Raw genomic sequence first — 16,110 nt, forward strand, 5'->3', positions numbered from 1 at the left:
TCAGGATGGATAAAAAAGCAGGGACGCTTTTTATTGTAAAGACAAATAAGGAATAATGATGAGCATCAGCGTATTGGGTATTGGCGACAACGTTGTCGATAAATACCTGCATTCCGGCATCATGTACCCCGGCGGTAATGCATTAAATTTTGCTGTCTATGCGAAATTAGCAGACATCCCCAGCGCGTTTATGGGGGCGTTTGGCAATGACGACGCCGCGCAGCACGTACAGGATGTATTACACCAGCTACAGATAGACATCTCTCACAGCCGCCATTATACCGGCGAAAATGGGTATGCCTGTATCCGTCTCTCGCATGGCGATCGGCAATTTGTCGCCAGCAACAAAAACGGCGTATTGCGGGAACATCCTTTTAGCCTGTCTGACGACGATCTTCGCTATATATCACAATTTACCTTAGTCCATTCCAGTATTAACGGCCATCTGGAATCGGAACTGGAGAAAATTAAACAACAAACCGTCTTAGTCTCTTTTGATTTTTCCGGGCGCGGTACAGACGACTATTTTGAAAAGGTATGCCCGTGGGTAGATTATGGATTTGTCTCCTGTAGTGGGTTATCGCCAGATGAAATCAAAATAAAACTCAATAAACTTTATCGTTATGGCTGTCGGCATCTTATTGCCACCTGCGGGCATGAAAAAGTTTATTATTTTTCCGGCAGGGATTATCTGGAGTGGCAACCTGTTTATATCGAACCTGTCGATACGCTGGGCGCAGGCGACGCCTTCTTAACCGGTTTTTTGCTTTCCATTTTGCAATCGGGTATGGCGGAACCCGATAAAGAAAGCGTGTTACGCGCCATGCGGCAGGGCGGGAAATCGGCGGCGCAGGTGTTATCTCATTACGGCGCATTTGGTTTTGGTAAACCGTTTGCACAATAGGTTACGTCCCTCAATGTAAAGCGACACTCACTCCAGATAACCCAGGAGGAAGTATGTTTTGGACGGAATTATGTTTTATCCTTGTGGCCCTGATGATAGGCGCCAGGATCGGCGGCGTATTTTTAGGGATGGTCGGCGGGTTAGGCGTCGGCGTGATGGTTTTTATTTTTGGCTTGACGCCTTCTACGCCACCGATTGATGTTATTCTGATTATTCTTTCTGTTGTCCTGGCGGCCGCTTCTTTACAGGCCTCCGGCGGGCTGGATTTACTGGTCAAACTGGCGGAAAAAATTCTGCGTCGCCACCCTCGTTACATTACGTTATTAGCGCCGTTTATCTGTTATATCTTCACTTTTATGTCAGGAACGGGGCATGTCGTTTATAGCTTGTTACCGGTTATTTCTGAAGTCGCACGGGATTCTGGTATTCGACCGGAACGTCCTTTATCTATTTCCGTTATCGCATCGCAACAGGCGATCACCGCCAGTCCTATATCTGCCGCCATGGCGGCGATGATTGGTTTAATGGCGCCGTTGGGCGTCTCTATTTCAACCATAATGATGATTTGCGTGCCCGCCACGTTGATCGGCGTAGCGATGGGGGCAATAGCGACGTTTAATAAAGGAAAAGAGTTAAAAGACGATCCGGAATATCAACGTCGGCTTGCTGAAGGGTTAATTAAGCCTGCGCAGAAAGAAAGTAAAAATACGGTGGTCACTTCGCGCGCCAAATTGTCGGTGGCGTTATTTCTGACCAGCGCGATCGTTATCGTTCTGTTAGGACTGATTCCGGCGCTGCGACCCATGGTGGAGACAGCGAAAGGGCTACAACCGCTTTCGATGTCCGCCGCTATCCAGATTACGATGCTCTCTTTTGCCTGCCTGATTGTGTTGTTATGCCGGCCGCAGGTCGATCAGATTATCAGCGGTACGGTATTTCGGGCGGGCGCGCTGGCGATTGTCTGCGCCTTCGGCCTGGCCTGGATGAGTGAGACGTTCGTGAATGGTCATATCGCGTTGATTAAGGCAGAAGTGCAAACTCTATTGCAACAGCATACCTGGCTTATCGCCATTATGATGTTTTTCGTGTCCGCTATGGTCAGCAGCCAGGCGGCAACGACGTTAATTCTGTTGCCGCTGGGGCTGGCGTTAGGGTTGCCCGCTTATGCGTTAATCGGCTCCTGGCCTGCCGTTAACGGCTATTTCTTTATTCCGGTGGCGGGGCAGTGTCTGGCGGCGCTGGCGTTTGACGACACCGGTACGACGCGTATCGGCAAATATGTGCTTAACCATAGTTTTATGCGTCCGGGATTAGTTAACGTGATTGTCTCGGTCATTGTCGGGCTGTTAATAGGAAAAATGGTTCTGGCCTGATTGTTATTAAATTTTTTATAGCACACGTCACTTATTATTTTTAATTCAGAGGAAGAAAATGAAAATCAGAGTTTTCATGGCCACCGTGTTGCTGCTCATCAGCCACTGTGTATTTAGCACAACGTCACTACCGCATATTGTTATTCTCGCGACAGGCGGTACCATCGCCGGGACGGCAGCCAATAATACGCAAACCGCCGGATATAAATCCGGTGAACTTGGCGTGCAAACATTAATAAATGCCGTGCCGGAAATGAATAATATCGCTCGCGTTGACGGCGAGCAGGTGGCGAATATTGGTAGCGAAAATATGACCAGCGATATTATCCTGAAACTTTCACAGAAGGTGAATGCGTTATTGGCGCGGGACGATGTTGACGGTGTGGTCATTACTCATGGCACTGACACGCTCGATGAAACCGCTTACTTTCTTAGAGCCTATCCCATTAGGGCTATTTTACTTGCCATTTTGGTCCTGGGCAGTGCTCAAAATCCTCACGTACTACGTGTACGCTCCGGTTTTTGCGCGCTGTCCGTGTCCAAACTGGCTGCGCCAATAACGCCTACTGGGATAGGCTCTTAATTTGACCGTGAAAAGCGACAAACCGGTGGTGTTTACCGCTGCAATGCGGCCCGCGTCGGCAATCAGCGCAGATGGCGCAAGGGCAGCCAGGGCTGGTGTCTGACTCGCTCAACCCGGCGAAGGCGCGAGTCTTGCTGATGACGGCATTAACTCAGACGCGTAATCCGGAACTGATCCAGAGTTATTTCAGTACGTATTAATCATGCAGGCTTGTGCGCCCACCCTCGAAGATGGGCGCACAAGATATTAACGCATGGTCACAAACTCTTCCGACGCGGTCGGGTGAATGGCGACGGTATTATCGAAGTCTTTCTTGGTAGCGCCCATCTTCAGCGCCACTGCGAAGCCCTGCAACATTTCATCCATGCCGAAGCCGATACCGTGGATACCCACAATTTTTTCTTCCGGCCCGACGCAGACCAGCTTCATACGGCACGGCTGGCGGTGCGTCGTCACCGCGGTATACATAGCGGTAAACGATGATTTATAGACTTTTACCTGCTCGTCGCCGTACTGCTCGCGCGCCTGCGGCTCGCTTAACCCGACGGTGCCGATAGGCGGATGGCTAAAGACCACGGTCGGGATGTTGCTGTAGTCCAGATGCTCGTCCGGCTTGTTGTTAAACAGGCGTTCGGAGAGACGGCGACCGGCGGCGACGGCGACTGGCGTTAACTCCACTGCGCCGGTGTTATCGCCAACGGCGTAAATGCCTTCAACGTTGGTATTCTGGAATTTATCGACAATGATGTAACCTTTTTCATTGGTTTTCACGCCCGCTGCCGCCAGATTAATATTGTCGGTCGACGGTTCGCGACCAATGGCCCAGATCAGGCAATCAACGGTTTCACTGCGGCCATCTTCCAGTTCCAGAGTCAGACTGCCGTCGGCGTTTTTTACCACCGCTTTCGGCACGGCGTGAGTATGCAGTTGCGGGCCTTCGGCGTTCATCACCTCAACCAGCGTTTCGCTAATCATCGGGTCAAAACTGCGCAGCGGCGCATGTTTACGGACAAACAGATGCGTTTTCGCCCCTAGCGCGTTGATAACGCCAGCCAGTTCAACAGCGATATAACCTGCGCCTACCACCGCGACGCGCTCCGGCAAGGCAGACAGCGCAAAGAAACCGTCGGAATCAATGCCGTATTCCACGCCTGGAATGCTCGGATGGCTCGGACGGCCGCCGGTAGCGATCAAAATATGGTCGGCGGTGATGGTTTCGCCGTTCACTTCAATGGTTTTGGCATCGACAAAGCGGGCAAAGCCTTTAATCACATCCACGTTATTTTTGCCCAGCACGTTGTCGTATGAAGTATGGATGCGGTCAATATACGCGGTACGGCTGGCAATCAGCTTGCTCCAGTCGAACTGATTAATCGTGGTGTCAAAACCGTAGTCCGGGCCATACAGATGAATCGCTTCACGAATCTGCGCGGCATGCCACATCACTTTCTTCGGCACGCAGCCCACGTTAACACAGGTGCCGCCCAGCTCTTTGGCTTCGATGAGCGCGCATTTCTGGCCGTACATAGCGGCGCGGTTAATCGAGGCGATACCGCCGCTGCCGCCGCCGATAGCGATGTAATCATAGTGTTTGGTCATGACCGCTCCTTTATGTTCGTTGTCGGACGGATAGATTCTGCGCTACCCGCCAAAATATTCGCGATTGTATACCTGAAGGTGAAAGGTTCCACCGATGGCTGTGATTACTCCGGCACGATCCAGCTTACCGAAGTGTGTCCGTGACCGTTTGGCGCCAACCTGCTGTGCAGCCACGGTAGCACGTTGTTCATCTGCTGCTCCAGTTTCCACGGCGGGTTAACCACGATCATACCGGACGCCGTCATCCCGCGCTGATCGCTGTCCGGGCGGATCGCCAGCTCAATTTGCAGGATTTTACGGATGCCGGTGGCCTCCAGCTCATGAATCATGCGCTTAATTTGCTGGCGGAGCACCACCGGATACCATAGCGCGTATGTACCGGTGGCGAAACGTTTATAACCCTCGCTGATGCCGCTGACTACCGCCTGGTAGTCGGTTTTCATTTCATAAGGCGGGTCAATGAGAATCAGACCGCGGCGGGAAACCGGCGGCAATTTGGCTTTCAGTTGCTGATAGCCGTCAGCGCGTTCCACACGGGCGCGGTTGTCTTTTTGAAACTCCGCGCGCAACAGTGGGAAGTCGCTGGGATGCAATTCCGTGAGTTGCAGACTGTCCTGCTCACGCAGCAACTGGCGGGCGATTAACGGGGAGCCCGGATAGTAGCGTAACTGCCCGCTGCGGTTGAAATGTTTTACGACGCTAATATACGGTTCCAGTTCGGCGGGCAGATCGTCCTGCTGCCAGATACGGGCGATGCCTTCCAGATACTCTCCGGTACGTTCAGCATGTTCGCTGCCCAACTGATAACGCCCCGCGCCCGCGTGCGTGTCCAGATAGAGAAACGGTTTTTCTTTCTCTTTTAGCGACTCGATGATCAGGCTCTGAACGGTATGTTTAAGGACGTCGGCGTGGTTGCCAGCGTGAAAGCTGTGACGATAACTGAGCATGGATGCAGATATTCCGGGAAGTAAACAAGTTAGCCGATAGTTTACCGCAGATCCGCGCAGATTACCCCAGTACCGCCATGTTGTTTCGCGCGTTGTGAAAGTATTGCAAGACGTGTTCGTATCATCAAACCGTCAACTGCGCAGGCCAGCATCGCCTGTGGGCAAGGTAGTAGTTTTGACCTGGCGTTATTTTTAATGAAAGGAACCATAATGAAACTACACATTACTGTACTGGCGTCATCTCTGGCGCTGGCGATGCCGGCACTGGCGAAAGATATTCCCCTGTCCCAGGCGGAGTCGATAGCGAAAAGCGTGACGCCCGACTCGGCGAGCGTCGCCTTTAATGACCTTGAGGCTCAATGGCTGACACAGTTGCGTAAGGCATTACAAGGCGATACCGCCGCGTTGACTCGCGACGCCCTGGCTCAGATGCGACAGAATTCCATCCAGGCGGATAATGCCTGGTTACAGGCTAGCGGTTATGATTTTCATACTACTGAGAATCAACAGATGGGGATTACCCTACTTTCCGCCTTCAATACATTGCCGGAAGCAGTATTGAAAGACAATCTGGCGACGGTGACGGCGATTAATCACGATGCCGATGTTAATACCCGTCACCAGGCGCTGGCGGATGCGGAAAGCGTGGAGTATCTCTATTTCCTGAGCGACGCAATGGGGCCGCGGCTGGGGCGGGCATTTCTCGCCGCTTATGATAAAGGTGAGTTGGGCAAAGCGGCGGCGTTGATTAAAGCCTCGGAAGTCAGCACCGGCGCGGCGAAAAAATATTTTCATTACCCGCGTCCTTACCAGGTGCCGGGTAATACTATCCATTTGACGCCGGATGATGTGGTGGTAAAAGATGGTCATCCTTATACCGCAGGTGGCGGTGCTTTCCCCAGCGGACACACGAATACCGGTTATACGGATGCGCTGTTGATGGCGGAAATGATCCCGGAACGCTTTGATGCGCTGGTGATTCGTGGCGCGCGTTATGGCTATTCTCGCCTGGTCCTTGGCGTACACTATCCGCTGGATGTGATGGGCGCGCGGATGGTCGCGCAGCGTAATGTCGCGCATTATCTTAACGATCCGTATTACCGTACGTTATTCAACGAAGCTCGCGCTCAACTGCGTGAGGCGCTGGTGAAAGAGTGCGGTACGACGATTGTCGAATGCGCGGCATCGACCGGAAAAGACGATCCGTACCGCGATCCGGCCATGCATACCTTCTACCGCTTCACCATGACTTATAACCTGCCGCAACAGAAAGGCGAGCATCAGCCGTTGAAAATACCAAAAGGCGCCGATGTTCTGCTACAGACAGCGCTGCCGAACCTGTCGCCAGCGCAGCGTCAGGCGTTAATGGAAGAGACGGCGTTACCGGCAGGATATCCGTTGTCGGGCGAGACCGAGGATCAACAGTTCTGGCAGCGTCTGGATCTGTCCGCTGCTTACGAGATGGCGAGAAAAACGCGCTGACGTTGTCACCCGGCTTATAAAACGTAAGCCGGGATGATGTTAAAGGGGCGGCTTATTGCAGCGATACCCACGTCTGTACGCTGTCCATCATTGAAATTCCCCTTACTATCCCCCATTCTAGATCTCATCGCGAGAGCGCCAAAAGCGCGCTCCACTCACCTTCTTCTACAGGACTGCGCATATGACCAATCCATTACTAACGTCTTTTTCACTGCCGCCTTTTTCTGCAATTAAACCGGAGCATGTGGTGCCTGCGGTCACCAAAGCGTTGGCCGATTGCCGGGCGGCGGTAGAAGGCGTTGTGGCGCATGGCGCGCCGTATAGCTGGGAAAACCTCTGCCAGCCGTTGGCGGAAGCCGACGATGTTCTGGGGCGTATTTTCTCGCCAATTAGCCACTTAAACTCGGTGAAAAATAGCCCGGAGCTGCGTGAAGCCTACGAACAGACGCTGCCGCTGTTGTCGGAATACAGCACCTGGGTTGGACAGCATGAAGGACTGTACAACGCGTACCGCGACCTGCGCGACGGCGATCATTACGCCACGCTGAATACCGCGCAGAAGAAAGCGGTTGATAACGCGCTGCGTGATTTTGAACTGTCCGGCATCGGTCTGCCGAAAGAGAAACAGCAGCGTTACGGCGAAATCGCCACTCGCCTGTCTGAGCTGGGCAACCAGTACAGCAATAATGTGCTCGATGCCACCATGGGCTGGACGAAGCTCATCACCGACGAAGCCGAGCTGGCGGGAATGCCGGAAAGCGCTCTGGCGGCAGCGAAGGCCCAGGCGGAAGCCAAAGAGCAGGAAGGTTACCTGCTGACTCTGGATATCCCGAGCTATCTGCCGGTCATGACCTACTGCGACAACCAGGCGTTGCGCGAAGAGATGTATCGCGCCTATTCCACTCGCGCCTCCGACCAGGGGCCGAACGCCGGTAAGTGGGATAACAGCCCGGTGATGGAAGAAATTCTTGCGCTGCGCCATGAACTGGCGCAACTGCTGGGCTTCGAAAATTATGCCCATGAATCGCTGGCCACCAAAATGGCGGAAAATCCGCAGCAGGTGCTCGATTTCTTAACCGATCTGGCGAAACGCGCCCGTCCGCAGGGGGAAAAAGAGCTGGCCCAGCTGAGCGCCTTCGCCAAAGCCGAATTTGGCGTTGAGGAACTGCAACCGTGGGATATCGCGTACTACAGTGAAAAGCAAAAACAGCACCTGTACAGCATCAGCGATGAGCAGCTACGTCCGTACTTCCCGGAAAACAAAGCCGTGAATGGCCTGTTTGAAGTGGTGAAACGTATTTACGGCATCACTGCCAAAGAGCGTACTGACGTTGATGTCTGGCACCCGGAAGTGCGTTTCTTTGAACTGTATGACGAAAATAACGAGCTGCGCGGCAGCTTCTACCTTGACCTGTACGCGCGCGAACACAAACGCGGCGGGGCGTGGATGGACGACTGTGTCGGCCAGATGCGTAAGGCGGACGGCACATTGCAAAAGCCGGTCGCTTATCTGACCTGTAATTTCAACCGTCCGGTGAACGGTAAACCCGCTCTGTTTACCCATGACGAAGTGATCACCCTGTTCCACGAGTTTGGTCATGGCCTGCATCATATGCTGACCCGCATTGAGACCGCCGGGGTCTCCGGTATCAGCGGCGTGCCGTGGGACGCCGTCGAACTGCCAAGCCAGTTTATGGAAAACTGGTGCTGGGAGCCGGAAGCGCTGGCGTTTATCTCCGGCCACTATGAGACCGGCGAACCGTTGCCGAAGGAGCTGCTGGATAAAATGCTGGCGGCGAAAAACTATCAGGCGGCGCTGTTTATTCTGCGTCAGCTGGAGTTCGGTCTGTTTGATTTCCGTCTGCATGCGGAATTTAACCCGCAGCAAGGAGCGAAAATTCTTGAGACGCTCTTTGAAATCAAAAAACAGGTCGCCGTGGTGCCGTCACCGACATGGGGCCGCTTCCCACATGCGTTCAGCCATATCTTTGCTGGCGGCTATGCGGCAGGCTACTACAGCTATCTGTGGGCCGACGTACTGGCGGCGGACGCTTATTCCCGCTTTGAGGAGGAAGGCATTTTCAACCGTGAGACCGGTCAGTCGTTCCTTGATAACATCCTGACTCGCGGTGGTTCTGAAGAGCCGATGGAACTCTTTAAACGCTTCCGTGGCCGTGAACCACAGCTGGATGCGATGCTGGAGCATTACGGGATTAAAGGCTGATTTTACGTGCAAATCTGCTTAATGGATGAAACGGGCGCCACAGACGGCGCCTTATCTGTTCTGGCTGCCCGCTGGGGACTGGAGCATGACGAAGACAACCCGATGGCGCTGGTATTGACGCCGCAACATCTGGAGCTGCGCAAGCGCGACGAACCGAAGCTCGGCGGCATTTTCGTCGATTTTGTCGGCGGCGCGATGGCCCATCGACGTAAGTTCGGCGGCGGGCGCGGCGAAGCGGTGGCGAAAGCCGTTGGTATCAAAGGCGATTATCTGCCGGACGTGGTTGATGCCACGGCCGGACTGGGGCGCGATGCGTTTGTGCTGGCGTCCGTCGGTTGCCGCGTGCGGATGCTGGAGCGTAATCCGGTGGTCGCCGCGTTGCTCGACGACGGCCTGACGCGCGGCTACGCCGATGCGGACATTGGCGGCTGGCTTCAGGAGCGTTTGCAGCTGATTCATGCCTCAAGCCTGACGGCGCTAACCGATATCACGCCGCGCCCGCAGGTGGTCTACCTCGATCCGATGTTTCCTCACCGGCAGAAAAGCGCGCTGGTGAAGAAAGAGATGCGGGTATTTCAGTCGTTGGTGGGGCCGGATCTCGACGCCGACGGACTGCTGGAACCGGCGCGTCAGTTGGCGACCAAACGCGTGGTGGTTAAACGTCCCGATTATGCGCCGCCGCTGGCGGATGTCGCGACGCCCAACGCCATCGTCACCAAAGGCCACCGGTTTGATATTTATGCCGGAACCCCTCTGACGGAGTAACGGATTGCCCGATGGCGCTACGCTTATCGGGCCTACGATTCTCAATTATTTGTAGGCCGGATAAGGCGTAAGCCGCATCCGGCACTGAGTATTACTGTTCGGTATCTGGCGTATTAATCATCCGGTTTAACCACGGCACCATAATGGCCATCACCACGGTGACCGCCAGCGTTACCAGACCAATTTTGCTAAAGACGCCGGTATAAATTGGCAGCGTCTGTAACGGATCGGTGATGTTTTCCGGTACGGCAGTGAAGGTCGCCACATAACCGCCGAGCAGGAAGGCGGCGGCCTGGGTCAGGAACCACATTCCCAGAATAAAGCCCATCAGATGCTGCGGCACCAGAGCGGCGACCATTGCCAGTCCCAGCGCGCTAATCAGCAACTCGCCCAGACTCTGGAACAGATACACTAGCACGATAAACCACGGCGACGTCAATCCTTGCGCATCGGCAAACCACATCCCGGCGGCGGCGGCGGTCAGAAAACCCAGCGCGCAGAGGAACATGCCGAGCGTAAACTTCATCGGCATAGTCAGATCTTTGCCTTTGCTACCCAGTCGGGTGTAAATCGCTGCCAGTACCGGACTGGCGACGACCACCCAGAATGGGTTCAGCGCCTGAAAACTCACCGGGTTAATGGCGAATCCAAGAATTTCATGATGCACGTTATTAATCGCAAAGAAGTTCAGCGAGGTAGGCATCTGCGCATACAGAATGTAAAACAGCACGGCTTCAATCATCAGAATAAACGCCACGAACATTTTATTGCGGCCGGTTTTATCCAGACGAAACGCTTCGCGAAAGAAGAAAATAGTGACGACGATAGAAAGGACGATGAGCACCAGATTGGCAATCTTAACGTTGTGCATCAGCCAGGCGCAGAGGAAAATCATGACGACGGTGCCGAGTAGTACCAGCAGCAAATTGCGAAAACGTAGCGGTTTATGATCCGGTTCAGAACCGATATTTTTCACCATGCCACGGCAGGCGAAGTACACCAGAAGCGCAACAATTAAACCAGCGCCGCACAGATTATAGGTCACCGCATAGCCAAATTTATCGGCAATCACCGGCGCCAGCGATAGCGATAACAAAGAACCGATGTTAATCGACATATAAAACAGGGTGAAAGCGCCATCCAGCCGGGGATCTTTAGGCTGATAGCATTTAGAGAGCAGGCTGGCGGGATTGGCTTTAAATAACCCGTTGCCCACGGCAATCGTACCCAGTGCGATAAAAATCAGATCGGGATTTAATAGCGACATGCCGGTCATAAAATAGCCAATCGCCAGCACAATCGCGCCCAGGACCAGGGTGCGTTTAGTCCCTAACAGATGGTCGCCAACATAGCCGCCGATGGAGATCAGGCCATAAACCAGCGCCGCAAAAGCGCCAAAGGTAATAAAGGCCTGTTCCTGAGAAAAACCCAATTGTTTAACGAAAAAGACCGCCAGGATGCCCTGGACGCCGTAATAGCCAAATCGTTCCCATAATTCTACAAAAAAGATCATGAAGAATGGACGAGGTTGCTGCAGCAAGCCCGTAGGTGCAGTTGTATTCATATTCCTTCGCCTTTTAATGCCATCCCGAAACGTATGAGCGCGTATATCAAAACGCGCCGAAAAGACTTACCCTGATATAGACTGCGGTTATTAGCCTGATCAATAGGTTATTATACAAATGATACGCAAACTAATTAGTGGATCACACTAATTATGTTTGGTGTGATGGAATGATGTACTGAGTACTGCGAAGAAGGGGGGATAAACAAAACGCCCACATAAGCGGGCGTTGTTGTTGATAGCCGGAATTTGCCTGATGGTTCAGGCCAACCTGATTGACTATAGACCAGATGCGGTCTTAGCCGCCAGCCGGCACGGCAAGTATTACTCTTCTTCGTCGCGCAGCGGCACAATCAGCATGTCAACGTGAACGGTGTTGATCAGCTGGCGCGCAGAAGACATCAGTTTGCTCCAGAAGTCCTGGTGATGACCGCAAACGACCAGATCCATATCGTATTTCTTGATGGCATCAACCAGCACCTGGCCCAAATCGCCGCTACCGCTCAGGGTTTCAGTGATAGGGTAGCCAGCGTTGGTAGACAGCTCGGTCAGCGCGTGGTGGGTTTCTTCGGAGATACGTTTCTGCATATCTCCCAGATTGACGTCAATCAGACCGGTGTACAGGTCTGAATAATTCACGTCAACGTGGATGAGGGAGATTTTCGCGTTGTAGGGGCGCGCCATAGAGACCGCTTTTTCAACCAGAACTTTACTTTCCGGGGAGAGATCAACTGCGATAAGAATGTGTTTATAAGCCATAGTGTTACTCCTTCCATAAGTTGTCGATGACCATTGAGCTACTGGCGTTTCTTATGCCGCCGCGTCACCCGCGTCCTGCGAACTCTATGCGCGGGGCTAGCTCAGCCGTTTACCATAACTATCCTTACATTATAGCGACCAGGATAATCCGTCAATCTGCCTTGCTTGCCAGTTAGTTAAACAAAATTTTCAGGGAATTGCATTGATAGTGATTAACCTTCTGGTAAAAAAATTAACTGATCTCCTACAATGTGTATAAGAGCCGTTCGAATGCGGAGCGCTAATATGGACGGCTTTCGTAGTACTCTTTCACTGATTGTCTGGCAGGGTATCGGGGAGCGGTAGTCCCGGAGAGGAACTCCGTGGGCGGGTCGCCGGGGAGGAGATATGATAAGCACCGTCTCACTATTCTGGGCTTTATGTGTCGTTTGCATTGTTAATATGGCGCGCTATTTCTCATCGCTACGCGCACTGTTAGTGGTACTTCGTGGTTGCGATCCTTTGCTCTATCAATATGTCGATGGCGGCGGCTTCTTTACCACGCATGGTCAGCCCAACAAACAGGTGCGCCTGGTATGGTATATCTACGCTCAGCGCTATCGCGATCATCATGATGAAGAATTTATTCGCCGTTGTGAACGCGTGCGCCGCCAGTTTCTGCTGACCAGCGCGTTATGCGGTTTGGTGGTGGTGAGCTTGATTGCGCTCATGATTTGGCACTGAATGAAAAAAGCGGGCCAGTTTCCTGACCCGCTCATGTTAGATAAGCCTCCCGGATGACGCCGCTTGTAGCGGCCTATCAGGCCTGTGTCGTTTCATCCTGACAGGCCGGATTAGCGACAGCGCTATCCGGCCCATTTGGCTTAAATAATCTTCAGGGAAAGCCAGTACAGCACGCCGGAAAGAATAATCGCCGCCGGTAACGTAAATACCCAGGCCATCAGAATGCTGGTCACGGTTTTACGCTGCAACCCGCCGCCATCAACGACCATGGTTCCCGCCACTGAAGAGGAGAGTACGTGAGTGGTAGAAACTGGCATACCGGTGTAGCTGGCAAGACCGATAGAGACTGCCGCCGTCATCTGCGCCGACATTCCCTGCGCATACGTCATGCCTTTTTTACCAATTTTCTCGCCGATAGTGGTCGCCACGCGGCGCCAACCGATCATCGTACCTATACCCAGCGCCAACGCCACTGCCATAATGATCCACACCGGCGCATACTCAATGGTGCTTAACATATCGGTCTTCAGCTTTTTCAGCAGGCGCTGGTCATCGCTGCTTACGCCAGGCAATTTCACGACTTTGTCGGTCGTGTCGGAAATGCACAGCATAATGCGACGCAACTGACTACGCTGTTCAACGCTTAACTTGTCGTAGCTTTCCACGTTTGCCAGCATCCCTTTCGCACGGTTAAGCGCGTTAATGGTGTTAGCCGGATGGCAGTGGAATTCAGTCGGTTCAGTCGCGCCCGGTTCCGGAGAGGGAATCAGTTGGTCAACGCCGGTGACGGCTTTCAGCAGGTCAGGACGCTGCTCAAAGTACGTTTCGACATTGTTGATAGCATCGCGCGTACGGGTGATTTCGTAGCTGGAGGCATTCATATTGACCACGAAACCCGCAGGCGCGACGCCAATCAGCACCAGCATGACCAGGCCAATGCCTTTCTGACCATCGTTCGCGCCATGCGAAAACGCCACGCCGATAGCGGAGAGGATCAGCGCGATACGCGTCCAGAACGGCGGCTTTTTCTTGCCGTCTTTCTTTTCACGTTCGGCTGGCGTCAGGTGGATACGGGCGCGTTTCTTAGTACCGCTCCAGTAGCGGCGCAGCAAGAAAATCAGACCGCCGGCGAATACCAGACCGACAATAGGGGAGATAATGAGTGAACCGAAAATATTGATAACTTTCGGGATGTTAAGCGCATCCACCACTGACGTGCCGGTCATCATCGCATTGGTTAAACCGATGCCGATAATGGCGCCAATCAGCGTGTGGGAACTGGACGCCGGCAACCCGAAATACCAGGTACCGAGGTTCCAGATAATCGCCGCCAGCAACATGGAAAAGACCATAGCGAGGCCGTGCGCGGAACCCATGTTGAGCAGGAGATCCGTCGGTAGCATATGCACAATGGCATACGCCACGCTGAGACCCCCCAGCAAAACGCCAAAAAAGTTAAACACCGCCGCCATGACAACCGCCAGCTGCGAACGCATCGCACGGGTGTAAATCACGGTTGCGACTGCATTGGCTGTGTCATGGAAGCCGTTAATCGCTTCGTAGAACAGCACAAAAGCCAGAGCAAGCAATAATAAAAGCCCGGTATGTAAATCCAGGCCAGCAAACAAATGTAGCATAGGACGTTACGCCATTTTGAGGACATGAACGCGGCGCATTATCAGTGACTTTGGCGGCGCGGGCAAAGTGAAATATAGACTTTTTTTGATGTACTTCGTGCTTTGTTTGATATCACTAAAGAATTATCTTATATATTTCAGATAAATACCATTTTCAGGCGCTTTTCGCGCTGGTGCGACCACTGAGGAAACTTTACAATTCCCGCCCGAATTTGAGAGAGGAAGGCGACGTGGAAAGGTTTGATGCCGTTATTATAGGCGCTGGCGCAGCGGGCATGTTTTGCGCCGCGCAGGCAGGACAGGCGGGTAGCCGCGTGCTGCTCATCGATAATGGCAAGAAGCCAGGACGTAAAATCCTCATGTCCGGCGGTGGGCGCTGCAACTTTACTAATCTTTATGTTGAGCCTGCTGCGTATTTGAGCCAGAACCCCCATTTTTGCAAATCAGCATTAGCCCGCTATACCCAGTGGGACTTTATCGATCTGGTCGGCAGGTATGGGATAGCCTGGCATGAGAAAACGCTGGGACAGCTTTTTTGCGATGATTCCGCCCAACGCATTGTCGATATGCTGGTTGCCGAGTGCGACAAAGGCGGCGTAACGATGCGCCTGCGTAGCGAGGTATTGAGCGTCGAGCGTGATGAGTCGGGTTTCATACTGGCGTTGAACGGCGAGACGGTGACTACGCAAAAGCTGGTGATTGCCAGCGGCGGTCTGTCGATGCCGGGGCTTGGCGCATCGCCGTTTGGCTATAAAATCGCCGAACAGTTTGGTCTCAAGGTGTTGCCGACGCGCGCCGGGTTGGTGCCCTTTACGCTGCATAAGCCGCTGTTAGAACAGCTCCAGACGCTGTCTGGCGTCTCTGTGCCCTGCGTAATTACCGCCCGCAATGGCACGGTATTTCGGGAAAACCTACTTTTTACCCATCGTGGGCTGTCCGGCCCCGCTGTTTTACAGATTTCCAGCTACTGGCAACCGGGGGAGTTAGTGAGCATTAACTTATTGCCGGACCTCTCGCTGGAAGATGTTCTCAATGAACAGCGTAACGCGCACCCGAACCAGAGTCTGAAGAACACGCTGGCGATGCATTTGCCGAAACGGTTGGTGGAGTGTTTACAACAGTTGGGGCACATCCCGGATGTATCGCTCAGACAGTTGAACGTTCGTGACCAGCAGGCGTTGGTTGACACGCTTACGGCCTGGCAAGTGCAGCCTAACGGCACCGAAGGCTATCGGACAGCGGAAGTGACGCTGGGCGGCGTGGATACAAACGAACTATCATCGCGGACTATGGAAGCGCGCCGCGTGCCGGGTCTCTATTTTATCGGCGAAGTGATGGACGTCACCGGCTGGTTGGGCGGCTATAACTTCCAGTGGGCGTGGTCGAGCGCCTGGGCCTGCGCGCAGGATTTGGCGGCAAAACGCTAAGTACCATTACAAACAATAAGCGAATAGACATCCCGGACAGAGGTGTTAGTATCGATTTATAGCAGTTATGAGTATGCGTGTTTCATTTACGGCCAGGAACGCTGATGATGACAACATTACTCC

Annotated in this window: 12 protein-coding genes and 3 pseudogenes; 10 read left to right on the top strand and 5 right to left on the bottom strand. The window is 53.2% G+C overall.

Annotation, left to right across the window (positions count from 1 at the left end; translation table 11 throughout):
- Positions 1-58: 58 nt before the first annotated feature.
- The 5 genes and pseudogenes from fraD to NA197_RS11655 all read left to right on the top strand — a co-directional run.
- Positions 59-904 (top strand): fructose-aspartate kinase, encoded by an 846-nt coding sequence (gene fraD, locus NA197_RS11635; protein ID WP_048591250.1) that lies wholly within the window; start codon positions 59-61, stop codon positions 902-904.
- 53 nt (positions 905-957) lie between these two features.
- Positions 958-2,277 (top strand): anaerobic C4-dicarboxylate transporter family protein, encoded by a 1,320-nt coding sequence (locus NA197_RS11640; protein WP_000498935.1) that lies wholly within the window; start codon positions 958-960, stop codon positions 2,275-2,277.
- Positions 2,278-2,335: 58 nt separating this feature from the next.
- Positions 2,336-2,707 (top strand): annotated as a pseudogene (fraE, locus tag NA197_RS11645) (fructose-asparagine asparaginase); the annotation flags it as partial.
- Between the two features lie 148 nt (positions 2,708-2,855).
- Positions 2,856-2,939: pseudogene (locus NA197_RS11650) on the top strand (asparaginase domain-containing protein); the annotation flags it as partial.
- Positions 2,938-3,060, top strand: a pseudogene (locus NA197_RS11655) (L-asparaginase); the annotation flags it as partial. The pseudogenes NA197_RS11650 and NA197_RS11655, both read left to right, overlap by 2 nt.
- Positions 3,061-3,106: 46 nt before the next feature.
- Here NA197_RS11655 and gorA read toward each other — a convergent pair.
- Both gorA and NA197_RS11665 read right to left on the bottom strand, forming a co-directional pair.
- The gene (gene gorA, locus NA197_RS11660) at positions 3,107-4,459 is read right to left on the bottom strand and encodes a glutathione-disulfide reductase (RefSeq protein ID WP_000160778.1); all 1,353 of its coding nucleotides are present in this window, start codon (positions 4,457-4,459) and stop codon (positions 3,107-3,109) included.
- A 104-nt stretch (positions 4,460-4,563) separates the two neighbouring features.
- Entirely contained in the window at positions 4,564-5,406 is an 843-nt protein-coding gene (locus NA197_RS11665) for a 23S rRNA (adenine(2030)-N(6))-methyltransferase RlmJ (RefSeq protein ID WP_000954235.1), read from the bottom strand.
- A 210-nt stretch (positions 5,407-5,616) separates the two neighbouring features.
- Between NA197_RS11665 and NA197_RS11670 the strand changes: the two genes are divergently transcribed.
- The 3 genes from NA197_RS11670 (at position 5,617) to rsmJ (ending at position 9,877) form a co-directional block, all read left to right on the top strand.
- Positions 5,617-6,888: an acid phosphatase gene (locus NA197_RS11670; RefSeq protein ID WP_000766151.1), complete on the top strand. Its 1,272-nt coding sequence runs from the start codon at positions 5,617-5,619 to the stop codon at positions 6,886-6,888.
- Between the two features lie 181 nt (positions 6,889-7,069).
- Positions 7,070-9,112, top strand: coding sequence for an oligopeptidase A (gene prlC / locus NA197_RS11675; RefSeq protein ID WP_023204135.1), 2,043 nt, complete (start codon positions 7,070-7,072; stop codon positions 9,110-9,112).
- A gap of 6 nt (positions 9,113-9,118) precedes the next feature.
- Positions 9,119-9,877 (top strand): 16S rRNA (guanine(1516)-N(2))-methyltransferase RsmJ, encoded by a 759-nt coding sequence (gene rsmJ, locus NA197_RS11680; protein ID WP_001165127.1) that lies wholly within the window; start codon positions 9,119-9,121, stop codon positions 9,875-9,877.
- A 91-nt stretch (positions 9,878-9,968) separates the two neighbouring features.
- On the opposite strand, the gene dtpB is transcribed toward rsmJ, so the two are convergent.
- The gene (dtpB, locus tag NA197_RS11685) at positions 9,969-11,441 is read right to left on the bottom strand and encodes a dipeptide/tripeptide permease DtpB (protein ID WP_001098274.1); all 1,473 of its coding nucleotides are present in this window, start codon (positions 11,439-11,441) and stop codon (positions 9,969-9,971) included.
- Positions 11,442-11,765: 324 nt separating this feature from the next.
- A complete protein-coding gene (uspA, locus tag NA197_RS11690) occupies positions 11,766-12,200 on the bottom strand; it encodes a universal stress protein UspA (RefSeq protein WP_000323565.1) in 435 nt (144 codons plus the stop codon).
- Positions 12,201-12,587: 387 nt separating this feature from the next.
- On the opposite strand from uspA, the gene uspB reads away from it, so the two are divergent.
- On the top strand, positions 12,588-12,923 hold the full coding sequence (gene uspB / locus NA197_RS11695) for a universal stress protein UspB (protein ID WP_000626193.1): 336 nt from the start codon (positions 12,588-12,590) through the stop codon (positions 12,921-12,923).
- Between the two features lie 140 nt (positions 12,924-13,063).
- Here uspB and pitA read toward each other — a convergent pair whose 3' ends face one another.
- Entirely contained in the window at positions 13,064-14,560 is a 1,497-nt protein-coding gene (gene pitA / locus NA197_RS11700; protein ID WP_000902764.1) for an inorganic phosphate transporter PitA, read from the bottom strand.
- A 230-nt stretch (positions 14,561-14,790) separates the two neighbouring features.
- Here pitA and NA197_RS11705 point away from each other — a divergent pair, with 230 nt between their 5' ends.
- A complete protein-coding gene (locus NA197_RS11705; RefSeq protein ID WP_001627041.1) occupies positions 14,791-15,987 on the top strand; it encodes an NAD(P)/FAD-dependent oxidoreductase in 1,197 nt (398 codons plus the stop codon).
- Positions 15,988-16,110 lie beyond the last annotated feature (123 nt).

This window comes from Salmonella sp. NW884 (assembly GCF_051700745.1).
Taxonomy (GTDB): domain Bacteria; phylum Pseudomonadota; class Gammaproteobacteria; order Enterobacterales; family Enterobacteriaceae; genus Salmonella; species Salmonella enterica.

What these genes read in the sequence shown, in the direction of transcription:
- fraD (WP_048591250.1), top strand. Translation starts at nt 59, where the DNA reads ATGAGCATCAGCGTATTGGGTATTGGCGACAACGTTGTCGATAAATAC.
- NA197_RS11640 (WP_000498935.1), top strand. Translation starts at nt 958, where the DNA reads ATGTTTTGGACGGAATTATGTTTTATCCTTGTGGCCCTGATGATAGGC.
- gorA (WP_000160778.1), bottom strand. Translation starts at nt 4,459, where the DNA reads ATGACCAAACACTATGATTACATCGCTATCGGCGGCGGCAGCGGCGGT.
- NA197_RS11665 (WP_000954235.1), bottom strand. Translation starts at nt 5,406, where the DNA reads ATGCTCAGTTATCGTCACAGCTTTCACGCTGGCAACCACGCCGACGTC.
- NA197_RS11670 (WP_000766151.1), top strand. Translation starts at nt 5,617, where the DNA reads ATGAAACTACACATTACTGTACTGGCGTCATCTCTGGCGCTGGCGATG.
- prlC (WP_023204135.1), top strand. Translation starts at nt 7,070, where the DNA reads ATGACCAATCCATTACTAACGTCTTTTTCACTGCCGCCTTTTTCTGCA.
- dtpB (WP_001098274.1), bottom strand. Translation starts at nt 11,441, where the DNA reads ATGAATACAACTGCACCTACGGGCTTGCTGCAGCAACCTCGTCCATTC.
- uspA (WP_000323565.1), bottom strand. Translation starts at nt 12,200, where the DNA reads ATGGCTTATAAACACATTCTTATCGCAGTTGATCTCTCCCCGGAAAGT.
- uspB (WP_000626193.1), top strand. Translation starts at nt 12,588, where the DNA reads ATGATAAGCACCGTCTCACTATTCTGGGCTTTATGTGTCGTTTGCATT.
- pitA (WP_000902764.1), bottom strand. Translation starts at nt 14,560, where the DNA reads ATGCTACATTTGTTTGCTGGCCTGGATTTACATACCGGGCTTTTATTA.